The sequence below is a fragment of the Photorhabdus antumapuensis genome (genome assembly GCF_020387775.1).
GTDB classification, from domain to species: domain Bacteria; phylum Pseudomonadota; class Gammaproteobacteria; order Enterobacterales; family Enterobacteriaceae; genus Photorhabdus; species Photorhabdus antumapuensis.
Window position 1 is genome coordinate 111,202 of the sequence record NZ_JAHZMK010000010.1, and the last position, 23,892, is coordinate 135,093.

The 23,892-nt window shown below is 40.2% G+C and carries 22 protein-coding genes and 1 pseudogene; 10 read left to right on the forward strand and 13 right to left on the reverse strand.

From position 1 onward, the window contains the following. Window positions 1-54 precede the first annotated feature (54 nt). A complete protein-coding gene (gene xseA, locus KZ793_RS02600) occupies window positions 55-1,428 on the reverse strand; it encodes an exodeoxyribonuclease VII large subunit (protein WP_225813235.1) in 1,374 nt (457 codons plus the stop codon). A 172-nt stretch (window positions 1,429-1,600) separates the two neighbouring features. Between xseA and guaB the strand changes: the two genes are divergently transcribed. Continuing rightward, a complete protein-coding gene (gene guaB / locus KZ793_RS02605; RefSeq protein ID WP_225813240.1) occupies window positions 1,601-3,067 on the forward strand; it encodes an IMP dehydrogenase in 1,467 nt (488 codons plus the stop codon). 73 nt (window positions 3,068-3,140) lie between these two features. After that, window positions 3,141-4,718, forward strand: coding sequence for a glutamine-hydrolyzing GMP synthase (gene guaA, locus KZ793_RS02610; RefSeq protein ID WP_225813241.1), 1,578 nt, complete (start codon window positions 3,141-3,143; stop codon window positions 4,716-4,718). Window positions 4,719-4,983: 265 nt separating this feature from the next. Here the strand turns inward: guaA and KZ793_RS02615 are convergent, their stop codons facing one another. Continuing rightward, on the reverse strand, window positions 4,984-5,244 hold the full coding sequence (locus KZ793_RS02615) for a helix-turn-helix domain-containing protein (RefSeq protein ID WP_225813243.1): 261 nt from the start codon (window positions 5,242-5,244) through the stop codon (window positions 4,984-4,986). Between the two features lie 222 nt (window positions 5,245-5,466). Here KZ793_RS02615 and KZ793_RS02620 point away from each other — a divergent pair. Beyond that, a pseudogene (locus KZ793_RS02620) lies at window positions 5,467-5,712 on the forward strand (addiction module antidote protein); the annotation flags it as partial. 174 nt (window positions 5,713-5,886) lie between these two features. On the opposite strand, the gene KZ793_RS02625 reads toward KZ793_RS02620, so the two are convergent. Beyond that, window positions 5,887-9,750: an SIR2 family NAD-dependent protein deacylase gene (locus tag KZ793_RS02625; RefSeq protein WP_225813245.1), complete on the reverse strand. Its 3,864-nt coding sequence runs from the start codon at window positions 9,748-9,750 to the stop codon at window positions 5,887-5,889. 173 nt (window positions 9,751-9,923) lie between these two features. Further along, the gene (locus tag KZ793_RS02630) at window positions 9,924-10,175 is read right to left on the reverse strand and encodes a hypothetical protein (protein WP_225813248.1); all 252 of its coding nucleotides are present in this window, start codon (window positions 10,173-10,175) and stop codon (window positions 9,924-9,926) included. Window positions 10,176-10,454: 279 nt separating this feature from the next. Between KZ793_RS02630 and rlmA the strand changes: the two genes are divergently transcribed. After that, entirely contained in the window at window positions 10,455-11,273 is an 819-nt protein-coding gene (gene rlmA, locus KZ793_RS02635) for a 23S rRNA (guanine(745)-N(1))-methyltransferase (RefSeq protein WP_225813249.1), read from the forward strand. 182 nt (window positions 11,274-11,455) lie between these two features. On the opposite strand, the gene mntP is transcribed toward rlmA, so the two are convergent. The 8 genes from mntP to pabB form a co-directional block, all read right to left on the reverse strand. After that, window positions 11,456-12,037, reverse strand: coding sequence for a manganese efflux pump MntP (gene mntP, locus KZ793_RS02640; RefSeq protein ID WP_225813257.1), 582 nt, complete (start codon window positions 12,035-12,037; stop codon window positions 11,456-11,458). A 425-nt stretch (window positions 12,038-12,462) separates the two neighbouring features. Next, window positions 12,463-12,921: a DUF986 family protein gene (locus KZ793_RS02645; protein ID WP_225813258.1), complete on the reverse strand. Its 459-nt coding sequence runs from the start codon at window positions 12,919-12,921 to the stop codon at window positions 12,463-12,465. 66 nt (window positions 12,922-12,987) lie between these two features. Further along, window positions 12,988-13,854, reverse strand: coding sequence for a PTS mannose transporter subunit IID (locus tag KZ793_RS02650; RefSeq protein ID WP_198672787.1), 867 nt, complete (start codon window positions 13,852-13,854; stop codon window positions 12,988-12,990). A 13-nt stretch (window positions 13,855-13,867) separates the two neighbouring features. After that, entirely contained in the window at window positions 13,868-14,668 is an 801-nt protein-coding gene (locus KZ793_RS02655; protein WP_225813260.1) for a PTS mannose/fructose/sorbose transporter subunit IIC, read from the reverse strand. Between the two features lie 75 nt (window positions 14,669-14,743). Continuing rightward, a complete protein-coding gene (gene manX / locus KZ793_RS02660; RefSeq protein WP_225813261.1) occupies window positions 14,744-15,727 on the reverse strand; it encodes a PTS mannose transporter subunit IIAB in 984 nt (327 codons plus the stop codon). A gap of 622 nt (window positions 15,728-16,349) precedes the next feature. After that, complete coding sequence (locus tag KZ793_RS02665) at window positions 16,350-17,714, reverse strand: L-serine ammonia-lyase (protein ID WP_225813270.1); 1,365 nt, start codon at window positions 17,712-17,714, stop codon at window positions 16,350-16,352. A 171-nt stretch (window positions 17,715-17,885) separates the two neighbouring features. Next, entirely contained in the window at window positions 17,886-18,449 is a 564-nt protein-coding gene (locus tag KZ793_RS02670) for a CoA pyrophosphatase (protein ID WP_225813271.1), read from the reverse strand. Further along, window positions 18,446-19,816 carry an aminodeoxychorismate synthase component 1 gene (pabB, locus tag KZ793_RS02675; protein WP_225813406.1) on the reverse strand — a complete coding sequence of 457 codons (1,371 nt, stop codon included), beginning with the start codon at window positions 19,814-19,816 and terminating at the stop codon, window positions 18,446-18,448. The genes KZ793_RS02670 and pabB overlap by 4 nt, the downstream gene beginning before the upstream one ends. Window positions 19,817-19,955: 139 nt before the next feature. Between pabB and KZ793_RS02680 the strand changes: the two genes are divergently transcribed. The 3 genes from KZ793_RS02680 to pip all read left to right on the forward strand — a co-directional run bounded on the left by KZ793_RS02680 (window position 19,956) and on the right by pip (window position 21,644). Then, window positions 19,956-20,135 carry a YoaH family protein gene (locus KZ793_RS02680; protein ID WP_118986132.1) on the forward strand — a complete coding sequence of 60 codons (180 nt, stop codon included), beginning with the start codon at window positions 19,956-19,958 and terminating at the stop codon, window positions 20,133-20,135. A 107-nt stretch (window positions 20,136-20,242) separates the two neighbouring features. Beyond that, complete coding sequence (yebF, locus tag KZ793_RS02685; protein WP_225813273.1) at window positions 20,243-20,617, forward strand: protein YebF; 375 nt, start codon at window positions 20,243-20,245, stop codon at window positions 20,615-20,617. 73 nt (window positions 20,618-20,690) lie between these two features. Continuing rightward, on the forward strand, window positions 20,691-21,644 hold the full coding sequence (gene pip, locus KZ793_RS02690) for a prolyl aminopeptidase (protein ID WP_225813278.1): 954 nt from the start codon (window positions 20,691-20,693) through the stop codon (window positions 21,642-21,644). Between the two features lie 174 nt (window positions 21,645-21,818). On the opposite strand, the gene KZ793_RS02695 is transcribed toward pip, so the two are convergent. Next, window positions 21,819-22,049 (reverse strand): DNA polymerase III subunit theta, encoded by a 231-nt coding sequence (locus KZ793_RS02695; RefSeq protein WP_225813279.1) that lies wholly within the window; start codon window positions 22,047-22,049, stop codon window positions 21,819-21,821. A gap of 313 nt (window positions 22,050-22,362) precedes the next feature. On the opposite strand from KZ793_RS02695, the gene ftnA reads away from it, so the two are divergent. From ftnA to KZ793_RS02710, 3 genes are all read left to right on the forward strand, one after another. Beyond that, window positions 22,363-22,866, forward strand: coding sequence for a non-heme ferritin (ftnA, locus tag KZ793_RS02700; protein WP_225813280.1), 504 nt, complete (start codon window positions 22,363-22,365; stop codon window positions 22,864-22,866). Window positions 22,867-23,060: 194 nt separating this feature from the next. Then, a complete protein-coding gene (gene yobA / locus KZ793_RS02705; RefSeq protein WP_225813281.1) occupies window positions 23,061-23,447 on the forward strand; it encodes a CopC domain-containing protein YobA in 387 nt (128 codons plus the stop codon). Between the two features lie 2 nt (window positions 23,448-23,449). Beyond that, a complete protein-coding gene (locus KZ793_RS02710) occupies window positions 23,450-23,746 on the forward strand; it encodes a hypothetical protein (protein WP_225813283.1) in 297 nt (98 codons plus the stop codon). Window positions 23,747-23,892 lie beyond the last annotated feature (146 nt).

Consider the following 23,892-nt stretch of genomic DNA (forward strand, 5'->3'; position numbering starts at 1 on the left):
TGCATCTTGAAATCTATAGGGTATATAGGAAAAATAAGTGGCAAAGGAGTGCCACTATTTCAGATTTGCAGATCGTTTTTTCCGTTCTTTCTTGATTTTCAACACTTCACTTTCAATCCAGCCATCTTGTAAACGGGTATTCAGGACATCACCAACATGTACCTGTTTGGTTTGTTTCAGTAATTTTCCATCCGATGTTTGACTGATGCTGTAACCACGGGCCAGTGTTGCCAGAGGGCTAACGGCTTCCATCCGCGAACAGGAAATGGCAAATTTTTCTCTGGAACGGCTGATTTGCCTTTCAATCACTTGTCTTAACCGAAAATCTTGTTGCTGAATCTGTTGGCTATATTGGTGGATCTGCTGGCTAGGTTCAGCGTACCAGAGCCGTTGCTGTAATTTCTCATAAGCCAAGCTGTTTTGCTTTAAGTGCCGTTGCAAGCTGTCAGTGAGTCGCTGGCGTAAACTGACCAGCAAGTTTTGTTGACGAGCCAGACGTAAATGAGGATGTTGTTGCTGTAAACGATGAGATAACAGACTGAAAATACGCTGTTTCTGGGCAAAGAAGTAATCCATTGCCATTTCCAGTCGTTGTTGTTGCGACTGAATTTGACGTAGCAATTCGAGTTGATTACGGCTGACTAACTCAGCGGCCGCTGATGGTGTCGGGGCGCGCAAATCTGCTACAAAGTCAGCAATGGTGACATCTGTTTCATGACCGACTGCACTGACTATCGGAATATCACTGTGGAAAATGGCTCTGGCGACTCGTTCGTCGTTGAAACTCCATAAATCTTCCAGCGAGCCACCACCACGCCCAACAATCAATACATCACACTCCTGCCGCTCATTCGCTAATTCAATAGCTCGAATAATCTGTAATGGTGCTTCTGTGCCCTGAACCGCTGTCGGATAAATGATGATGGGCAATGATGGATCACGGCGCTTTAAAATATTCAAAACATCATGCAGGGCAGCGCCACTGGTTGAAGTAATTACACCAAGCTGTTGAGCAGGAGATGGCAGCGGTTTTTTGTGGCTTTGGTCAAATAATCCTTCGGCATCGAGTTTTTGTTTCAATAGTTCAAACTGTTGCTGTAACAGCCCATCACCGGCGGGTTGCATACTTTCAACAATAAGCTGATAGTCCCCTCTTGGTTCATAAAGTGTGATTGCCGCGCGAACCAAAACTTGCTGACCATTTTGTGGCTTGAATGTCACCCGTTGATTACTACTGCGAAACATTGCCGCCCGCACTTGGGCACGCTCATCTTTCAGCGTGAAATACCAATGCCCGGAGGAGGGCTGAGAAAAATTGGATATTTCAGCGCTTAGCCAAATTCTGCCCATTTCCATTTCGAGCAGTTGTCGAACCGTCTGATTAAGACGACTGACAGAAAAAATTCCAGTGTTAAAAGGTAGTGACATGTGAGAAAGATCAAATTTCAAAACAAGAACTTAATATATTGATACTAACGTGCGTTATGAAGTAAGCAAGAAATTTTTTAATAAAATGCTGGAGGCAACCGATTACGTTCTGTATAATGCCACGGCAATATTTTATTCCTTAAGTTTTTCGCAGCCTGGTGAGATATTGCTTATGTTACGAGTTAAAAAAGAAGCTTTAACCTTTGATGATGTTCTGTTAATTCCTGCTCATTCTACCGTTTTACCTAACACTGTTGACCTGTCTACTCAACTGACCTCTACCATTCGCCTAAAAGTTCCTATGTTGTCTGCCGCTATGGATACCGTTACTGAATCCGGTTTGGCTATTGCATTGGCTCAGGAAGGTGGCATGGGTTTTATCCATAAAAATATGTCTATTGAGCGTCAGGCAGAAGAAGTTAGCCGAGTTAAAAAACATGAGAGTGGTGTTGTGACAGATCCAGTCACTGTGGTATCTGAAACAACGCTGCGTGAAGTTAAAGAATTGACAGAACGTAATGGTTTTGCGGGTTACCCGGTTGTCACTGAAGGAAATGAGTTGGTTGGTATTATTACTGGCCGTGATGTACGTTTCGTTACTGATTTGGATCAGCCTGTTACTGCGGTAATGACGCCTAAAGAGCGTCTGGTGACAGTAAAAGAAGGTGAAGCCCGTGAAATTGTGTTGCAGAAAATGCATGAAAAACGTGTTGAGAAAGCGCTGGTAGTTGATGAAAACTTTCATCTGCTCGGCATGATCACGGTTAAAGATTTCCAGAAAGCAGAACGTAAACCGAACGCCTGTAAGGATGAACATGGTCGTTTACGTGTTGGTGCTGCGGTTGGTGCTGGTGCCGGCAATGAAGCGCGTATTGATGCATTAGTTGCTGCTGGTATTGATGTTCTGCTTATTGATTCATCGCATGGTCATTCTGAAGGGGTACTGCAACGTATTCGTGAAACCCGTGCTAAGTACCCAAATCTACAAATTATTGGTGGTAACGTGGCGACTGGGGAAGGCGCAAAAGCGCTGGTAGCGGCTGGCGTCAATGCGGTTAAAGTCGGTATTGGTCCCGGTTCTATCTGTACTACCCGTATTGTTACCGGTGTAGGGGTGCCACAAATTACCGCTATCTCTGATGCCGTTGAAGCGTTGGAAGGCACCGGTATTCCAGTTATTGCTGATGGTGGTATTCGTTTCTCTGGCGATATTGCCAAAGCCATCGCTGCGGGAGCGTCGTGTGTCATGGTGGGCTCCATGCTGGCAGGGACAGAAGAGTCACCGGGAGAAATTGAGCTGTACCAAGGACGTTCATTTAAATCTTATCGTGGCATGGGATCATTAGGAGCGATGTCTAAAGGCTCTTCTGATCGATATTTCCAAACTGATAATGCTGCCGACAAGCTGGTACCGGAAGGCATTGAAGGCCGTGTTGCCTATAAAGGTTTGCTGAAAAACATTGTTCATCAGCAAATGGGAGGCTTGCGTTCCTGTATGGGGCTGACTGGCTGTGCAACTATTGATGAATTGAGAACCAAAGCAGAATTTGTTCGCATTAGTAATGCTGGTATTCAGGAAAGCCACGTTCACGATGTCACCATTATCAAAGAGTCTCCAAACTACCGGTTAGGTTTGTAATCCATATTTATTGTGGCCCGTATAAGGGCTACTTATCTTTATTTGTTACTTGTTTTTTTGGAATTCACCGCACATGACAACTAATATCCATCAACACCGCATTCTTATCCTTGATTTTGGTTCGCAATATACTCAATTGATTGCTCGCCGTATCCGTGAAATCGGGGTTTATTGTGAACTTTGGGCATGGGATGTCACAGAAGAGCAAATCCGCGAATTCAACCCAAGCGGCATTATTCTTTCCGGTGGCCCGGAAAGTACCACAGCACAAGGAAGTCCACGTGCACCTGAATATGTTTTTAACGCTGGCGTTCCGGTTCTGGGTGTTTGCTATGGCATGCAAACAATGTCGGTACAGTTCGGTGGTAAGGTAGAAGATTCTACTGAGCGTGAATTTGGTTATGCTCAGGTTGAGATTAAAGCGGAAAGTGCATTGTTCCGTGGGATTCAGGATTCATTAAATGCGCAAGGTAAACCATTATTAGATGTATGGATGAGTCATGGTGATAAAGTCACTGCAATTCCTGAGGATTTTATCACTATCGCCGGCACTGATACCTGTCCATTTGCCATCATAGCAAATGAAGAAAAACGTTTTTATGGTGTGCAATTCCACCCGGAAGTCACCCATACCCATCAGGGGCAGCGTATATTGGAACGTTTTGTTCTGGATGTATGCCAATGTAAAGCACTGTGGACACCTGCTTCTATTATCGAAGATACCGTTGAACGCCTGCGTGAACAGGTTGGTGAGGATCACGTTATTTTGGGACTGTCCGGTGGTGTTGATTCATCTGTCACCGCATTGTTATTGCATCGCGCAATTGGTAACCGCCTGACCTGTGTATTTGTTGATAACGGTTTGTTGCGTTTGAATGAAGCTGATCAGGTGATGGAAATGTTTGCCGGAAAATTTGGGTTGAACATTGTTCATGTTCCTGCGGAAGATCGTTTCCTTACTGCACTGGCTGGCATCAATGATCCGGAAGAGAAACGCAAAACGATTGGTCGTGTATTTGTTGAAGTCTTTGATGAAGAGGCAAGTAAGCAGGCTCAGGTTAAATGGCTGGCACAAGGCACGATTTATCCAGACGTCATCGAATCAGCGGCATCTGCGACAGGCAAAGCACACGTTATCAAATCTCATCATAACGTCGGTGGCTTGCCGGAAGAGATGAAATTGGGTCTGGTGGAACCGCTGAAAGAGTTGTTCAAAGATGAAGTACGTAAGATAGGTTTGGAATTGGGATTGCCTTACGACATGTTGAACCGCCATCCATTCCCAGGCCCAGGTTTGGGTGTTCGTGTATTGGGTGAAGTGAAGAAAGAGTACTGCGATTTGCTGCGTTGTGCAGATGCTATTTTCATTGAAGAGCTGCACAAGGCTGATTTGTACAATAAAGTCAGCCAGGCGTTTACAGTATTCTTGCCAGTTCGCTCCGTGGGCGTGATGGGAGATGGCCGTAAATATGACTGGGTTGTTTCGTTACGGGCAGTAGAAACGATTGATTTTATGACCGCACATTGGGCGCATTTGCCATATGATTTCCTGGGCCGGGTTTCTAACCGGATCATCAATGAAGTCAGTGGGATATCGAGAGTTGTCTATGATGTCAGCGGTAAACCACCTGCGACTATTGAGTGGGAATAAGTTCTCAGAGTTTATAGATATCGGTTGAAGCTTAAACTAAAAACACCAATAAAACTAAAGCGTTTTTTGGTGTTTTTATTTATGGTATGCACTGAACTGTATTTGCTTGTTGAATATAATTGAGATTGGATTGAAGAGGCTTTAACTCATGAGCAACGTTGTCATAGCGGCCCATTAACAAAGCTGAATGTGTTAAACGGAGAAAACAACTGTTACGGAGCTGGTTAACAAGTTGATTGAAGAATATAAAGAGTAAACTTGATATTCATTTTAGCTTACTGTTAAGGCTTGGTTTTTTCAGCTTTATTTTGTCTAGGATCTGGGCTGGGTTTAGTGACAACAAATGGGCCATGCGCACAAATTCCACGACATCTAGTTTTCTTTCACCATTTTCAACTTTGGCTATGAATGATTGAGGGCGGCCAAATTCTTGTGCCAGTTTTTCCTGTGTAATGCCTTTTTCCAAGCGTGTTTCGCGTAATAATCGGATAACATGCTGATATTCCTCTGAGTAAATCGAGCTCATTCGTTTTACCTTAATAAAAAATCCTAAGATAGAATATCTCTCATTTGCAAAAATATCCAAAATAAGAAAAAAACTTCATTTAGTTGAATTATCAAAAAACTCAGGTTTGAGGTCTTTATGGCGGTAATAAAAGCACATAAAATTAAGGCATTAAACTGATTTTATAATTAGTTTGCAGTTGGAAAGAACAACATGATGAATGAATAGTTTACCCGTTGGGATTCAGCAGAATACCTGAAAACTGAAGCTGGCATGGCTATGTATTTGAATGCCTGTATTGAAAGAAGCGTTGCCTTTATTGTGCGTGCATTAGGCACAATAGCACGTGCACGTGCTATGACTCAGATAGCAAAGGATACTGGTCTGTCTCGTAAAAGTTTATACCGGGCGTTATCCGGTGTGAGAAACCCGGAGTTTGGCACTATTTTAAAAGTCGTTAAAGCATTAGGTTTGAAACTCCACATGTAATAGAGGAATAATATTGACATAGGTAAGTAATGAATAACGTGTTGTTTGCAGGTTTGTTGGGGAGAAAAGGGAAAATTGAAAGGAGTGAACTAATACCGGTTAAAGTTCAGGCTCATTCCTTTCAGTTAACGCCATATGCAAAGCTATAGATTCAGAAAAACTGTTTATTAGTGTCTAACGAAACTCCCACTTATATTTAAGCTCAACGAATTTGCTATCAGAACCTAAGCTGGCATCAGCTTTTTCCATTTTTTCAAGCCATTTCTCAAAATCATAAGGCCATTTCTTTACATCCTCAGGTAAAGTATTGGATAAAACCGCTATTGTTTCTTTAGGGAATTTTTTAACTATTTCTTCGTTTTTAATATAATACATCAAGGATTCACCATTGTTCGTGCATGTTAAGAAAGGCATAACAATATCTACTAACTCTGGAAACATAGTTTCTTGAGAAAATAAAAGACGGGAAATATTTTCTGTTGTTTTTGGTGATTTTATTGCCTTTTGACGAGGCCAAACATGGGTAAAAAATTGAATTATTAAAACTCGCCATTGTAAAAAGAATTTATTATCAGGTTCATCTTTTGAAGAAAGCCTCCATAGCAACCATAGGATTTTATGGCGTAACTTCTCATCACCATAAACAAGAGCATCTCTAAGTTCAGAATCGGAAATAAATTGCTTTGATTTCTCATACAATTCACTAGCCCAACCAAATAATAAAAAATTTGCTATTGAATTTGTTTGAAACTCAGGGTGAAAAGACACGCTATTACGTAAAAAGCCTAGTAAAAATGGTTTCAAAATATCATACAACTGAGAGCTTTCGGGGAGGGTTCCTCCCCAGAAATAGCCATTCCAAAATGCTTCCTTCTCGTCTGGCTCACCATTTTCGATAACATGTAACAAATTATTATTAGTCCATGCTGGAATATGGTGATGTAACCAAATTAGTTGTTTGGCTAAATATACTAAAGCATATTTCTTGGAATCACCTGATAAAGCATTCAAACGTTCAATATTAGAAAGCCATTGTTGAGATAATTTGTCTTCTAAATGGAAATTTTTTAGACGAGAGTCTTTAAACAATATATGTGCGATTGATGATATGGGAGAGTTATCAGCTTCTGGAATCCAATCGCGCCGTTCTCTTTTAATTTCGATGGTAGTAATAGGAGTTGGCATTATCCCTATAGTATCAATAAGATGCTTTAATAATACATCATAGATATCAATATCTATAGAAGCTAATTTTTCGTTTATAGACGAAATCCAACATAAAGCAGGATCAATAATTGAGACTAAATCTTCGTTAGAATAAGACATCATTTGTCTTGCAATAAAACAAATGAACTTTGTTTTATCATCTTTTCGCGATTCAGACGACAGGAACTTTTTCCATATTTCTTTAGGATACTCTTTTTTCTCTTTAGCCCAATGTCTTAGTGCAGAAAAAGCCCTTAATGGATATTGCTTTGATAATCCTTTAAAAGGGTCGTTCCTCTCTGAAACGATCTGTTCAACAGAATTAAATTCTAAGGCTTGCGGAATAATATCCCTTATAGGAATATACAATAATTCATTGCAGTTAGATTCAATACTTATATATCCGCCTTTGGGCTCCATAGAGGTAATGGCATTATCTGCTAGCCCAATCTTCCATTCAGGATATATATTTTGAAGTTCTCTAACTCGCTCTTTTATATCAATATAAAAATTACAACCTTTATTTTCAAGCCAGAATATTCGATTTAGTCTATTATAAGCTTGGTATTTATCAATTTGATCTTTATTTGTCCATGCAGAACTTGATAGGCGCTTAACAATTTCAATGCACTCATTCTCTCTTAATTCATCCCATCTATCTGCAAGTGTTAGCATTAGGTCTCTTTGATTATGTTCATTCCAAAATTCATCATCGCTTAATGCATTGATAAGTGGGTAAAAATCGGAAGAGGGGACGATCTCAGGCTTACATGCAATCCATATACGAAGTTGTGAAAATATAGGATTATTTCTGGGCCAACTCAAGAATTCGTTTCTTGCTTCATACAGGTCTAGTTGAATTAACCTTTCATACAAATGTACGTATCGCAATACGTATCCTTCCAGTCTGACATCTCTTATACTTAAACCTAGTTCTATACTGCTATCCTCTCTAATTGGTGATAACAAACGCACTGAGTGAGGTGTCCTTTTCTCTGATTCTAACGAATAAGCGTATTCAATATTTTTTCTCAGTTCTGGAATCACTTTAATTAGTAAAGAATTTGGAATATTAATTGCATCAAAATGGTGTTTTTCTATATACCGTACATCTAATTCCAGAAATTCACGAAGCTCAGTTATCGTATTAATTGGAGGAAGGAGGCTATCTATTTTGCTAGATACAGCTAAATATGGACGTGTCAGTTTTACATATTGACGGAACATCACCTCATTCCAACCATACGTATTAATTTCGTGTGATAGGCCATACCAATGGCGATCAAAATCTTTATTTTTATACTCATATTGCCAAGACTCGATCAGATATTGCCAGATTTTGCGAATTTCACTATCTATTTTATTCTCTTTAAGTTTCTGTAAAATGTAATGTTGGATAGCTGGTTCAAGATAATTTTGTTTCGTTGCCCACCATATGGCTGTCGGCTGATGAGCTACTTTTGCAAGCCAGGCACCAAGATACCATTGTCTACTAGATAACTTTGAGTTTCCATATTCAGATGTTGTTCTGAATGAAGCAAAATGTTTCTCGCTTAACTCTTTAACATCATCATGATGTGGTTGAAACGCATCCCATACCTTTTTAGCTATTTCTCTATCTATATCGTCATTATTCTTTTGATAAATATCAGGTGTTTTATCAAAGTCTAAACCGTATAAAGTGAGAGGTTCAGGGGAAGTATTACATCTCAAAGGCCAGCTGTTAGAGTGTGTAGCAAGTCGTATACGAGGATCAAAAACACATAACCATTCTGCGGAAGGTGGATTATCGACAAGTGCAAACTTCTCCATACCTTTTGAAGTAGATACAATATGAGCAACTTGTCCACGTTCGTGGGGGAAGAGATTGGTTGGGCCACGTCGAGCCATCTTTATAGTTTCGCTATACCATTGCTCTACGTTCTTCGCTCTTTTCGCCCAAGCATCTAATGTCTCCCAAAGAGCGGTATGTTTATCTTCAGGACTGTAAGCAATTGCTTGAACACCCTTATGTTCCCATAGTTTTCTTGCTTCTTCTATGGTTCCAGATTGAAATGCATATACATTTTTTGCTTTTATCAGGTTTTTATTAAGTCCTTCGAGCAAATATTGCATTGGGGGATCACTTGCAGAATAGCCAATAAATACAACTATATATTTAGAAAAAATCTCTCGAATAAAGTTCGTGGCCCAACCATCAGAAAGATAGGCTCTTCCAAACTCTGAACCTGATAAAACAAAACCATTGCCTTCTGCACCAATGTAATCGGAATTAGATCTTCCATGAAGATATACCAGTCCATCAATTAATTCATTTTTGGATAAATCTGGTAAATTTGGAGGTAGAAAACACGGAATCTCTGTCAAGGAACAATCATTGAATAAGCGATCAAAGTTAGTTGTAATTAATTGCACTCGACCTTCGGATGTAGTGGCAAGGTCTAACAATAATTTATGTGCAGATGTGTCAACTATGTCCGATGGTTTCAGTACTTGAGCTACAGTTTTTTCAATTAAATTCGTTTCGAACTCTTGTTCTAATAAGCTAAATATCCGATCTGTTGAAATAAGGGTTGATGCATAAGAAGGTAATTCAACTTCATTTCCTTCCTTATCTTTTAACCCTTTATCCAAAAAATCATAAAGTTGACGAGCTTGGCTATCATTAGTCGTTCCGAGTAAATCAATAACTTTCTGTGCCAATTGAAAAAAACTAGGAAGCTTAGCTTTAGCAAGAGATATCCCTGCGCCACAAAAGAAAACCACGCGCCCTTGATCACGGGCAAGTAATAATTCATCAGGAATAAGTGGCCCATCTTGAATAAACCGCAATTTTCTCTCCTTATATTGCAAATAATTTCATTATACTTTTTTATCATTTACCTTAGAATAAGGCAACTTTTTTCCATCCCATGTTTGTGTTTCTGATGTTGTTCATAAAGCCTTAATATCTCTGAATCAGGCAGTTGATAATATAATGGATTGTATCACCTTGATTAGATTGTTTAGCTATTTTCGGATGTTTTCCGGTGATTCTTCTGGTCATATATCGTCTCTTTCCCTGTAGATAATATGATTTCATCATTGAATTGCTTTAATACGGCAGCAAAATCTGCGCGGACTTTATCCAGATCATCTGCTAAAGTATCAACGTCACTTTTCTGCGGGATAAGATCAAAATAGTTTGTATTGGGCATAATATCGAATTTCGGTGAAATTGATCTTAATTTATGAAAGTATTGTATGAAAATGTTCATTATATTACCTGTATTATTAGTTGTTTCTATTAGTTAAATGACTTAGCATCAATGATGCTTTATTGGATTTTGATTTAAGAATCATACCTGATAAATATACTTATGCCATAGAAATATTGCGAGACGCTTCAAAGAAAGGAGTGAAAATAATGGAATGCAATTTCATTCAAGATAATGATTAATCGTTTATATAGAATTATTCATTAGTATGATTTACGACGAAAAGCATCAGAATATGCTATAGTGTCGGCTAGTTTTCGCTTATATTTTTGGAATCTTATGTCTTATCAATGCCCCTTATGTCATCAAGCTTTATTGCTCACTCGACAGCAATGGCGCTGTGAGAATAATCATCAGTTTGATTGTGCTAAAGAAGGGTATGTTAATTTAATGCCCGTTCAGCATAAAAGGTCCAAGGAACCGGGGGATAGCCCGGAGATGATGCAATCAAGAAGAGCGTTTTTGGATTCAGGGCATTATCAACCATTACAACAACGGGTTTCGGAATTACTGGAAAAGTATCTGCCAGAAAATGCAGAGAGTTTGCTGGATATAGGATGCGGTGAAGGTTATTACACTGCTGCGGTTGAAGCACAGTTAAGCAAGAGACGTAATCTTAAAATCTATGGGTTAGATGTTGCTAAGATCGCGGTTCGTTATGGCGCTAAGCGCTATCCTGCTGTCAGCTTTTGTGTTGCGTCGAGTCATCGTTTGCCATTTGCCGATCAATCGCTTGCCGGGGTGTTAAGAATTTATGCGCCTTGTAAAGCAGAAGAGTTGGCAAGGGTGGTTAAGCCACAGGGAATTGTTTTGACAGTCACTCCTGGTCCTCGCCATCTTTATCAACTCAAAGAGTTGATTTATCAAAATATTCATCTTCATCCATTGAAAGCAGAACCGTTGGCAGGATTTGAATTGATAACCGATGAATCGTTATCTTACCCAATGAAATTAAATGGTGTGCAAGCGTATCATTTATTACAGATGACACCATTTGCTTGGCGAGCAACAGACGATGTGAAAAAAGGATTGGCAGATAGAGCGCTGTTTGAATGTGAAACTGATTTTATATTGCGGGTCTATCAACGCCTTAAATGATTAAGATTTCAGCCCAAAATATAACGTTTAACAGATATACTCTATGGATTTTAAGATGCATCGCGACGGCAAGGGAGCGAATCCCCGGGAGCATAGATAACTATGTGACCGGGGTGAGTGAGAGCAGCCAACAAAGAGGCAACTTGAAAGATAACGGGTATAAATATTTTGGGCTGGTGGCGTTATTCTGCGTACATAAATAATTCGAGATGTTCAAATAAAATATTGAAACCAATTGCAATCAGAATCAGCCCACCAATAAGTTCAGCACGTTTGCCTAGTAGTGGGCCAATATAACGGCCAATTAACATGCCCAATGTTGCCATAATCATTGTCACCATTCCGATAGCCATCGCAGTAGGCACGATATTGACCTGAAGGAAAGCGAGTCCGATACCAATTGCCATTGCGTCCAAGCTGGTTGCAATGGCTGTTGTTATTAGTACTATTGAATTATGGCGGCAGGGTGATTCACACTTTTTTTCCTGATTTGTTTTAAAACTCTCTGTAATCATTCTACAACCTAGAACAAATAACAGAGCGAAGGCAATCCAGTGATCCCACTCCATAATATACTGGCTGGCGTAAAGTCCGATAGACCAGCCAATCAATGGGGTACAGGCTTCTACCAAACCAAATATCAAACCTGTACGGATTGCTTCACGAAAATGTGGTCTATGTAGTGCGGCCCCTTTACAAATTGCAGCAGCAAAGGTATCCATTGAGAGTGCTAAAGCGAGGATGAGGGTTGCGTACATATTCATTAATATAGCCTCGGTTGGGTGTTTCCATATACATATAATCCATCCCCAACCAATGATGGTGTTATATGCAATGGTCTTGCCAACCGAATTAATAGCTATCCCATTAGGCTATTGTATTTGCTATTTTGAGCAACAATAATACCTGTTAAGATAGCAATAAGGCTACCCGCACCACGTTTATTTTGTAACGAGCGTGTTGATACGGGCTTTTCAGAGAAGTTAACTAAATCGTTTCTCTGAAACAGGCTACTCCCCATGACAATTTAAAAGATAGCACAATAATTCAAAAAGGGAAAATCATATTATTTTTAGGGTTAAGGTATGATGTTGATAATAATTATCATTATCTTCTTTATAGGGAAAATAAAAGTCAGCGTGAGGCTGACTGTTTATTATTTATGTTTTTATGCATTATTTTTTCTTATCTATCTGTTTTCGACGAGAAATTTATAAATTCTTTCTAAATCATCAAGTTGGCTTGTTGATATATATAATTTCTTGTTTTCTAAACCAATAACCAGGATACCGTCTTCAGATAAATTCATGGTTTTTATCCGATTATAGGAAATAAAGGTATTTGCATAGAAGAAACCGTTATTTTTAAATAATAGTTTAGGCGAACGTATATAGGCAAGATAAATAGTCACCAGGATAGTAAACAGCAATAAATGTGTGGTTAAACGGCTACCATAAGCGGTAATATTGTTATAAACAACAATAAGTATCAGGATAATAAAGATGAGTGCATCAATTTTATGTTTTCTTTTTAGCTTTATTTGTAGGTAAGTTTTCCCTTTCATCAAAGTAACCACGAATTCATCATAAACAGCAAAAGCTAGCATTAGTAAGATTAAACCAACTAATACCATATCATTAAGGCCCATTCCTTATCCCTGTATTGTTATAAAAAAGAAAATAGGGGGAGGAATTCCTCCCCGAATGATATTGTACTAGAGACCAAGGAAACCAAATCTGGCACCAATAATCCCCAGGATAAAGAAGCCAATAATGATCCACAGGGCATTGACTTTATGTCGTAATAACCACATACAAGCAAATGTCAGCAAAAGTGGTACCAAGCCTGGCATCAACTGATCGAGGATATTCTGAACCGTGGTTATTGTCGTTTCACCCGTCTGTTGGTTAGGAATTTCTGATACAACCAACGGGATATTAACTTTCGTCCATTTATTAACTAATGCCCCCATGACAAATAGACCAAGGATTGATGCTCCTTCGGTCATTTTTTGCAAGAAGCCACCACCCATATCCTGAACGATATTGATTCCTTTCTTATAACCATAAGAGATGCCTGAATAGAGAACTAATAGGCGTACCAGATTGAATAAGAAGAAGAACAAGACAGGCCCAAGCCAGCTACCACTCATTGCCAAGCCAGCACCCAAAGCAGCAAATACTGGGCGGACTGTCCCCCAGAAAATAGGGTCACCAACACCGGCCAGTGGCCCCATCAGACCGACTTTGATACCGTTAATCGCACCATCATCAATCGTTGCGCCATTAGCACGCTGTTCCTCCATTGCCAGAGTGACACCCAGCACAGGTGCGACGACGTAAGGGTGAGTGTTAAAGAATTCAAGGTGGCGTTTGAGTGCCTGTTTACGCTCATCGGTATTTTCTGGATACAAACGACGAAGAGCTGGAACCATAGAGAAACAGAAACCCAGAGCCTGCATACGTTCAAAGTTCCATGAACCTTGAAACACATTAGAACGGAGAAATACACCACGGATATCACTGGGTGTCAGTTTTTTCTGGCCTGCTGTCTGAGCAGTCGTTTTTGTTGTATCTAACATGTTGCTCATCCTTTTAATCTAATTCGTTATCAAGGTCGTTATTGGCGTGTCCAGGGGCAGCCACTACCTGAGATTTGTTATATTTAGGGCTTAGCTGGATGTACAGCACGGCCATAACAATACCAATAATGCCTAATGCAACCAGGTTAAAGTCAGTGAATGCCGCTGTGACAAATCCGAGGTAGAAGAAAGGCATTAGGTAACCGGCACGCATCATGTTGATAACCATTGCGTAACCCACAACGACGATCATACCCCCTGCGATATTCAAGCCATCTGTTACCACTTTTGGAATAGAGGCAAGTAACTGTTGAACTTCATTGGTACCCACCGATAGTGCAACGATTAGGGCAGGGATGGCGATACGCATAGCCTGGAGCAGTAATGCGGATAGATGGATAAAGCTAATTGCCCGCAGGCTGCCACGTTCTGCTGCGTTGTCCGCCGCATGCTGGAAGGCGACTGTGATGGTACGGACAATGATAGTCAGAACTTGCCCTGCTGCTGCCAACGGAATGGCCAAAGCAATACCTTCACCGATATCACGACCACCTGCGATGACCAGAATCGTTGAGATGATTGATGCTAAGGCTGCATCCGGGGCAATGGCTGCACCGATATTCATCCAGCCAAGGGCGATCATCTCTAGCGTACCGCCGATAATGATACCGGTTGTCATATCACCGAGAATGATCCCGATTAAGGTGCAAGCCACGAGTGGGCGGTGGAATTGAAATTCATCAAGAATGGAATCCATTCCGACTATACAAGCTACGATGAATATCAATGCAATTTGAACAACGGTAATTTCCATTGTTTGTCTCCTGTAACCAAATTAAATTTGGGAAGAAATTTTTGTCATTGAGTAATTTTTGTCATTGAGTAATAGTTAAATTGCTCTGATCTGATTTTCGTTTTTAACCTTCTGGAGTAGATCCATCATTTGTAAGCGGCTATCACTGGCAACCTTACGGGCTTCAAGTTCAATGCCTCGTTCATCTAGTTTTTTGAAGGCTGCAATATCAGTTTTATCAACGGATATTGCGTTGTTAACTTGCGTTTTTCCCTGACGGAAAGCCATTCCACCAATGTTGACAGAAGTGATATCGACACCATCTTCGACTAAACGCAAAACATCTGTTGGGTTTGTAAACAGCAACATGACACGTTCATTGGCATATTTCGGGTTGTTATAAACGCGAACACATTTTGCAACATCAACAACGTGAGCACTGAGCCCCGGTGGAGCAACTTGTTTTAGCAAGGTGGTACGGACAGTATCAGCAGCAACTTCATCGCTGACGACAATGATCCGTTTGACATTGGTCTCTTTTGTCCAACGAGTAGCGACCTGACCATGAATGAGGCGGTCATCAATTCGAGCTAATGCAATTTTCATATGACCGCCGGTTGATGGTGCAAATGAAGGTGCCGCAACGGATGCTACGGGTTTGGCTGGTTCAGCTTTTTGAGGTTCTTCCGTTTTCAGGGCCCGGATGCCTTCTTTCCCTGTTTCCAGAGCAATAGAAACCAGTTCTGCCAGAGATGGGTCATCATCTCGACACATAAAGGTTTCAACCAACATTGGAACGTTAACTCCGGTGATGATCTCATAATTCTCTTTATTTACGGCAATACGGTTAGCCGCATTGAATGGACTTCCTCCCCATGTATCGACAAGAAACAGTACACCTTGCTCTGTATTAAGCGTTTCCAATTTACTGTTGTATTTTTCAAATAAGGTATCGGCATTTTCACCAGGAACGAAGTCAATGTAAGAAACATTTTCTTGCTCTCCAATTAACATCTCTGCGGTACGAAGCAGTTGCTCAGCCGCAGACCCGTGTGTGCCAATCATAATGGCTATACTCACCTGTTTTCCCCTCTGTTAATAATATATACCCTTCATCTTTCAAGCTGCTGCTTTGTTGGCTGCTTTCACTCACCCCAGTCACATCGTTATCTATGCTCCTGGGGATTCATTCACTTGCCGCCGCGCTGCAACTCGAAATCTATTAGGTATAAACGCAGGATTACTACAAAGTTACTGCAATAATTTTGATGAATCATTCCTCCAATAAAAATCTTATTTGTACGAATAGTGACCTTTTATCAATATGATACCTAAATATTTGACTTGATTTAGACTTTATCTCTTATTGACTGTAAAAATCGGCTGTTAGATTAACATTAGAAATACCGGAGGAAAATTGCTGTCAGTCAGAAAAAATGAAATAGATAAAAATGTTAACCACAAAACAATTTAATAAGCTAAAAATTGTAAAATTAATTTATAATTATCTATAATTTGCTTATTGTTAGATGTTTATTCTGTTTCTGGTAACATCTTATTAATTTAAAATTGAAAACATATTCATCTTTTTAGATCAAAAGATGATCATTTTAAGTTTTGGTCAAAAAATATCCCAACCGTAAGGTAGGGATATTTTCATTACAGAAGCATTTACTGATTAAAAAACAGGTTATTTATTTGATTAATCACACTGAACCTTAATGGCCAGACCACCGCGGGATGTTTCACGATATTTCGCGTTCATGTCTTTACCTGTTTCGTACATGGTTTCAATAACTTTATCGAGAGAAACGCGCGGTTCACTGGTACGGCGCAAAGCCATGCGTGCAGCATTGATTGCTTTTACTGAAGCAATGGCATTTCGTTCAATACAAGGTACTTGTACCTGGCCTGCCACCGGGTCACAGGTAAGGCCGAGGTTATGTTCCATACCGATTTCAGCCGCAACACAGACCTGTTCAGCGCTGCCACCGAGCAGTTCAGCAAGGCCGGCTGCTGCCATTGAGCAGGCAACACCCACTTCCCCCTGGCAACCTACTTCAGCTCCAGATATTGATGCATTCATTTTATATAGGATGCCAATAGCGCCGGAAGCCAGGAAATAGCGGATATAGAGCTCTGGTGTTACAGGTTCAATGCAATGGTTGTAATAAGCGAGTACGGCAGGAACAATGCCACAAGCGCCATTGGTTGGTGCGGTAACAACACGTCCACCCGCAGCATTTTCTTCATTGACTGCCAAGGCGAACATGTTCACTAAATCCACGACATTCATTGGATCATTAGATAGATTGTTTGAGGAGGTCAGCATACGATGTAATGCCGCTGCCCGGCGTGGTACACGCAGTGGGCCAGGTAAAACCCCTTCGGTGTTCAAACCACGCTCAATACAAGCCTGCATGGTATCCCAGACATCGGCAAAATAGGCATTAATTTCTTCTTTGCTGTGGAGATCCAGTTCATTTTTCATCATTAAACCGGAAATAGATAACCCGGTTTTATTACAATTCATCAGTAATTCTTTTGCTAAATTGAATGGATATGAAACGGGTTTGGTATCCTGAGAGGGTTTACCAAAGTGTTCTTCATCAACAATAAAACCACCACCAATCGAGTAGTAGGTTTTGCTATAAACTTTTTTGTCCCCCGCGAATGCGTGAATTTGCATGCCGTTTTCATGTAATGACAGATTATCACTTCGGAAAACCATGCCGCTATCACGTGGGAAATCGACTTCATGTAAACCGTTGGCCAGCTTAATACGCTGTGTTTGCTCTACATCACGAATAAAACCGGGGATCGAATCAATATCAACGGTGGCGGGTGAATTACCTGCCAGACCCATGATAATAGCGATATCCGTATGATGACCCTTGCCGGTTAATGAGAGTGAGCCGTAAACATCGACGGCTACACGCGTGATAGAAGGCATTAATCCCTGGTTTACCAGATCGTCGACAAACTGTTTGCCGGCTTTCATCGGGCCAACTGTATGAGAGCTAGATGGGCCAATACCGACCTTAAACATGTCGAAAACGCTAATCACGCCAGACTCCTTAAAAAAGATAGAGATATAGTTATATATATTGAGGTACGCTACTTTACTGTGATTTAGTAGTGTTGATAAGGGAGTTTACAGTTTTTTTTGAATTATGATAGCAATAGTGATAAAGGTGGGTAAAAAAAATACAAATTAATTGTCCTTAAATGATTTAGATCAAACCTGAACTTGTTGAGCTAATTGATGAATTATCGTTGCTGTTAATCCCCAGATGAGATGTTGCTGATACCAGTAAAAATAGATTCGATGCTGCTGACCTCGGCGATTAACATCAAGATAATGATAACTCGAAAGTGAAAGCGCTTCAGATAGAGGAACTTCGAATATTTTGGAAACTTCTGCCGGGTTACTGTGGAGGGATAATCCGGGGGGTAATAATCCGACAATAGGCGTCACCAGATAGCCACTGATGCTATTTAAAGGAGCGAGTTGTCCCAGAACCTGAACTTTCTGATGAGGTATGTTAACTTCTTCTTCCGCTTCTCGTAGTGCTGTCGCGATTATTGATTCATCTTTAGGATCAGCACTCCCCCCAGGAAAGGCGACTTGACCGGCATGTGATCGTAAAGTGGCGGAGCGTTGGGTCAATAATAACGTTGGTTTTGGTTTGCAGATGATCGGTAATAACACTGCGGCATGGCGGTTGTTATATGAAAACCATTTAGGGGGTGGTGGAAGTTGTAACTGAAATCTGTTAACGAAATCAGATAGTGATGTCATATTGCTTTTATTTTCCCTAGTTGTGGCAAAATACGATTCAACTTATCAAATGTTTCTTGATACTCTTTTTCAGCAATGCTGTCAGCAACGATTCCGCCACCAGCCCAACAATATATTTTTTCTTTCTCAGTTAAGAGGGTACGAATGGTGATATTGCTGTCCATTGTGCCACAGAAACTAATATAGCCAATTGAACCACAATATCCATGTCGGCGGTGAGGTTCAAGCTCTTCTATTATCTCCATCGCTCTGATTTTAGGCGCTCCGGTAATAGAACCTCCGGGAAAACAGGCACGTAATAGATCCGTGGCATGTTGTTCATTTGGCAGTGTTGCGGTGATTGTGCTAACCAGATGATGAACGGCAGGGAATTGTTCAACTACAAATAATTCGGGAACTTTAACTGACCCCGGTGTGGCTACCCGGCCAATATCATTACGCAATAAATCGACGATCATCAAATTTTCAGCCTGGTCTTTTTTCGAGGCTGCCAGTTTTGCAGCTTGCAGTATGTCTTTTTCTGTATCACTTAAGCGCGGTAATGTCCCCTTAATCGGGCGAGTTTGAATTTGTCTATTTTCCAGGAGTAAAAAACGTTCAGGAGAGACGCTGATAACGCTGTTTTCCGGTAAACGAATAAAGGCGGAAAAAGGTGCACGGTTGCTCTCATTAAGTTTTATGAATGCTTGCCATTCATCTCCTTGGTAATCAGCGCAAAATCGTTGTGCCAGGTTAACTTGATAACAATCGCCGCTTAACAGGTAGTGATGAATGCCGCTAATTTTTTCATTATATTGCTTAACACTCATATTTGACCGCCACTCACTGGTCAACGTAAAAGCCATTTTTGGCGCAACTTGGTGAGAAGTCAGCCAGTTCAGGCGCGTATCAACATCACTGTAGCTGAATAAAATCACCTCTTTTTTGTGATGATCAACAATCAGCGCCCAGTCATAAATACCTATTGCCATATCTGGAAATGACAGCTCATTTTTGGCTTGTGATGGTAATTCTTCAATATAGCGCCCAAGATCATATCCCCATAAACCTAGGGCGCCGCCTTGAAATGGTAAATCAGGATCGAACTTTGCTGTGATATTTAATTTCTCTAGTTGTCTTTTTAACAGGTAAAAGGGATCTTCCCCAGTAATATAACTATCACCATCTTCATTTATTTCAGTTGATTTATTATGACTGAGCAGGGTTATCCGTGGCTCTGCAACCAGAATATCAAACCGATTATGGGGATGGTCGGCAGAACCAGAATGGAGCAGCATTGCCCAAGACTGGTTTGAAATCGGCGCGAAATAGTTGATGGCAGCGTCTGGTTGGTATGGTAATTGCCGTTTTTGCAGTGAAATACTCATTATCATGTTGGTTTAGCAGTTGTAAGGCAAAGGTTAGTCTTGATTTTAATCCTTACAGATTAACATAGAAATCCACTCCTTACTTGAGTTAAAAATCGCTATACTCTTCGGCATGGATCACTTTATAGAGGTTATTATCATGTTTTCAGGTATGCCAACTTTATCCCATCAGGAACAGCAACGAGCAGTGGAAAAAATTCAGCAATTGATGGTTGAAGGAATGAGCAGTGGTGAAGCGATTGCGTTGGTCGCACAAGAAATTCGTGAACAGCATCGAGAAAAAGAGCAAGTTAATGTGGTGTTTGATGATGAAAAATGAACATAATTAAATTATTTATTTAACAATAATCACACATTTATTTTACCTGGCATGTTAGGTTAGCTCCATATTTAATCTCTTACTTTGAGATATTAACGGGAGGTAGTATGAAAGCATGTCATATCATTAACAGAGTTGGTCTATCAGGTGCTGCACTTTTGCTCACTGTTTCATTCACAGTATCTGCTGTGTCGGAGAACAAACGTGTTGATAAATTTATTTCTTGTGACAATTTAACTAAATCGCAAATTGCCGCTCAAGTAAAGCGTGATTTCCTGCAAAACCGCATTAACCATTGGTCAGAAGATAGAAAGCAATTGGGAACTGCTAAACCAGTGGTGTGGGTAAAGGCGGAAAATATCACTGGCGACAAAGATATATTAAAAATTCCGCTGACTGTTCGTGGTTCTAAGCGTGATAAAGATTACCGTGTTGTTGTTGATTGTCAGCAAAATACGATTAGCTATAGTGAGTTGAAATAGCATTTTCTGATAGTTATCTCTACCCGTCATTAGACGGATACCAGATTTGGTGTTAGCCAGTAAAGGAAATGTTATGTCAGAATTGAGAAAATTATATCCGGCTTGTGAAGCTTATCGTTCGGGGTATTTGGATACAGGCGACGGTCATCAAATTTATTGGGAATTGTGTGGTAATCCTGTAGGTAAGCCGGCTGTATTTATTCATGGCGGACCGGGTGGTGGTATTGCCTCTTATCATCGTCGGTTATTCGACCCGAAGAAATATCATGTCATGTTATTTGATCAGCGTGGCTGTGGGCGTTCAAAACCTCATGCCAGCTTGGAAAATAATACCACTTGGCATTTAGTTGAAGATATTGAGCGCTTACGTCAACTGATGGGAGTAGAAAAATGGCTGGTATTTGGTGGCTCGTGGGGTTCAACTTTATCTTTAGTTTACGCCCAGACTCATCCTCAACACGTTTCTGAATTAATTCTGCGGGGAATTTTCTTGCTGAGGCCACAAGAGTTGCACTGGTATTATCAGGATGGTGCTTCTAATTTCTTCCCTGACAAATGGCAGCGAACGGTATCTATTTTATCGGAGGAAGAACGAAAGGATGTGATCGGAGCGTATAATAAGCGGCTGACCAGTCATGATCTTCGGGTGCAATTAGAAGCCGCTCGTCTCTGGAGTTTGTGGGAAGGCGAGACGGTAACATTGCTTCCTTCAAATAGTGTGGAGTGTTTTACGGAAGATGAGTTTGCTTTGGCATTTGCTCGGATTGAGAACCACTATTTTATCAATGAGGGTTTTATGAATGAGGGTCAGCAACTGTTGAATAATATTGACGTTATACGGGATATTCCGGCAGTTATCATTCATGGTCGATATGATATGGCTTGCCGGGTGCAAAATGCTTGGGATCTGGCGCAGGCATGGCCGGAAGCGGAATTACATATCATTGAAGGAGCAGGACATTCATTTGATGAGCCGGGTATTTTACATCAGCTTATTAGTGCAACAGATAGGTTTGCAGATCAGTAATTGGATATATACCCTATGGATTTCAAGATGCATTGCGACGGCAAGGGAGCGAATCCCCGGGAGCATAGCGAACTATGTGACTGGGGTAAGTGAGCGCAGCCAACAAAGAGGTAACTTGAAAGATAACGGATATAACCACCGGTTATCCGGTGGTTACTCATTCTTACTGGGTGATTAGCGGCCTTTTGGTTCGTAGGGTAAACTGGAAAGTTGTTTGGATAATTGGCGATAATGTACTAAACGTTGTTGAAAATATTGCCGCAGATGTTCGGGGTGTTCTTGTTCAACTGCATCAGGAAGTACCGGCATATTGTAACGTTCCTTAAAGGCTACGCCAGAGGCAGCCAAATCAACATTCATTTTGTCCATATCCTCTGTAGAAAGTTCGGCCAGATTATGTTTCATAAGTGTTTCTCTAATTCACAAAGTGATAAAGCTAATCCAGACAGGTTTTTCTGGCAAGGTTTGAATTGATTATTTTATAAATATAAATAATATTCATTATCATTAAATATAAAAATCCCTTGGTGAAGATTATTTTGTAAATGTAATTCATTTTCATTTAAATATATCAAATGAGATTCATTTTCATCTTTTTATTAAAAAATATATTTATATTTCAGTGTGATGCATGTTTTTAATTTATTTTTATTATTGGGTTTTATTATTTTAATTTAATTGGCATAATATAGTTCAATTAATAACTGGAGTATCTATTATGTTAAATCAAGAAATGGTTAATGAATTAAATGAGCAGATGAATCTGGAGTTCTATTCTGCGAATTTATATTTGCAAATGAGTGCATGGTGTAGTGAACAAGGGTTACCAGGTGCCGCTGCGTTTTTTAAATCGCACTCTCAGGAAGAGATGCAGCATATGCATCGCTTGTTTGAGTATCTGAGTGATACAGGCACAATGCCACGTTTGGGGCAAATTGATGCACCTTCGGCCGATTATGAATCTATATCTCATGTACTCAATAGAACTTATGAACACGAGAGATTTATTACTGCCGAGATTAATAAACTTGCTCATTTGGCGATAACCACGCAGGATTATTCTACTTTTAACTTTCTGCAATGGTATGTAGCAGAACAGCATGAAGAAGAGAAATTGTTTAAATCTATCCTTGATAAACTGGATATGGTTGGTGAGGATGGTAAAGCACTTTTCCTATTAGATAAGGATCTGAAAGGTCTGGCTGCTGCAAATCCTGTCTAATGAAATGGAATTAATTAGCCGCAGTAGTCGCAATAACTTTAGGTATTTAAAGTCAATGCTGCGGTTTTCCTTTATTTTTGCGCGATAGTTCACAAGACGAAATTCTTATTGTAAGTTATCGCAGATAAAATAACTCTTTTGATATAAAATGATGACGATTTATAGAGATTCATTTGAAAATTAAGAGGTTATTGATGACCATTAGCATAATCCGCTCTTTTGGCCGAAAATTATCTGCTTTAATTGTCCTTTTTGTTGCCATATCTTGCCAGCAAGCCTTGGCTCATGCGCATTTAACAGAACAAATTCCGGCAGAAGATACTACAGTAGAAAATACACCGCAGGTAATCACGCTAAGCTTTTCTGAAGGTATTGAGCTGAATTTTAGTAAAGTAAAAGTGACTGGCCCGGAAAATAAACTCATTAAAACGGGAAAGTTGAAGCTTGATCCGGCAACTAATACAAAACTTATTCTTCCTATCGAAGATAAACTGACGACAGGGAGATATGATGTTAACTGGAGCGTGGTCTCTGTTGATGGGCATAAGACTAAAGGTGTCTATAGCTTTACAGTGAAATAATTATGTCTCTAGCGGTGCTGTATATTCTTTGTCGCTTCACTCATTTTGTGGCAGTTATGTTAGTGTTTGGCTTTAGCATATTTACTGCCATATTGGTTCCTGAGCGTTTATCTGTTCTGATTGATGCGCGCCTTCGTTTAGGGGTAATTATCAGTACAGTTGTGACATTAGTAACAACAATTGGATGGTTGGTAATTCAATCGGGAATAATGGGTGATGGTTGGCAGTATTGGGAACAACTTTTGGCAATGGCAAATACTGATTTCAATAGCTACTACGGGGTTTTTGTTTATCGGTAAACAAAAAGCCAGAAATATTTTGATGTTAATCAGTTCTGCTGTTTTACTCTCTTGCCATGCCTTTATAGGTCATTCGGTAATGCATGATGGGATAACAGGTGTTTTTGCTCAGATTAATCAGGTAATTCACTTAGCAAAAACCGCCG

Bases quoted from the DNA above. Each gene is read 5' to 3' on its own strand.
- KZ793_RS02615 (WP_225813243.1), bottom strand. From the start codon at position 5,244: ATGAGCTCGATTTACTCAGAGGAATATCAGCATGTTATCCGATTATTA.
- KZ793_RS02645 (WP_225813258.1), bottom strand. From the start codon at position 12,921: ATGGGCCTTAATGATATGGTATTAGTTGGTTTAATCTTACTAATGCTA.
- KZ793_RS02695 (WP_225813279.1), bottom strand. From the start codon at position 22,049: ATGAAACATAATCTGGCCGAACTTTCTACAGAGGATATGGACAAAATG.
- ftnA (WP_225813280.1), top strand. From the start codon at position 22,363: ATGTTAAATCAAGAAATGGTTAATGAATTAAATGAGCAGATGAATCTG.
- guaB (WP_225813240.1), top strand. From the start codon at position 1,601: ATGTTACGAGTTAAAAAAGAAGCTTTAACCTTTGATGATGTTCTGTTA.
- pabB (WP_225813406.1), bottom strand. From the start codon at position 19,816: ATGAGTATTTCACTGCAAAAACGGCAATTACCATACCAACCAGACGCT.
- yebF (WP_225813273.1), top strand. From the start codon at position 20,243: ATGAAAGCATGTCATATCATTAACAGAGTTGGTCTATCAGGTGCTGCA.
- KZ793_RS02670 (WP_225813271.1), bottom strand. From the start codon at position 18,449: ATGACATCACTATCTGATTTCGTTAACAGATTTCAGTTACAACTTCCA.
- KZ793_RS02630 (WP_225813248.1), bottom strand. From the start codon at position 10,175: ATGAACATTTTCATACAATACTTTCATAAATTAAGATCAATTTCACCG.
- KZ793_RS02650 (WP_198672787.1), bottom strand. From the start codon at position 13,854: ATGTTAGATACAACAAAAACGACTGCTCAGACAGCAGGCCAGAAAAAA.
- KZ793_RS02710 (WP_225813283.1), top strand. From the start codon at position 23,450: ATGTCTCTAGCGGTGCTGTATATTCTTTGTCGCTTCACTCATTTTGTG.
- KZ793_RS02655 (WP_225813260.1), bottom strand. From the start codon at position 14,668: ATGGAAATTACCGTTGTTCAAATTGCATTGATATTCATCGTAGCTTGT.
- mntP (WP_225813257.1), bottom strand. From the start codon at position 12,037: ATGAATATGTACGCAACCCTCATCCTCGCTTTAGCACTCTCAATGGAT.
- KZ793_RS02680 (WP_118986132.1), top strand. From the start codon at position 19,956: ATGTTTTCAGGTATGCCAACTTTATCCCATCAGGAACAGCAACGAGCA.
- xseA (WP_225813235.1), bottom strand. From the start codon at position 1,428: ATGTCACTACCTTTTAACACTGGAATTTTTTCTGTCAGTCGTCTTAAT.
- guaA (WP_225813241.1), top strand. From the start codon at position 3,141: ATGACAACTAATATCCATCAACACCGCATTCTTATCCTTGATTTTGGT.
- yobA (WP_225813281.1), top strand. From the start codon at position 23,061: ATGACCATTAGCATAATCCGCTCTTTTGGCCGAAAATTATCTGCTTTA.
- pip (WP_225813278.1), top strand. From the start codon at position 20,691: ATGTCAGAATTGAGAAAATTATATCCGGCTTGTGAAGCTTATCGTTCG.
- rlmA (WP_225813249.1), top strand. From the start codon at position 10,455: ATGTCTTATCAATGCCCCTTATGTCATCAAGCTTTATTGCTCACTCGA.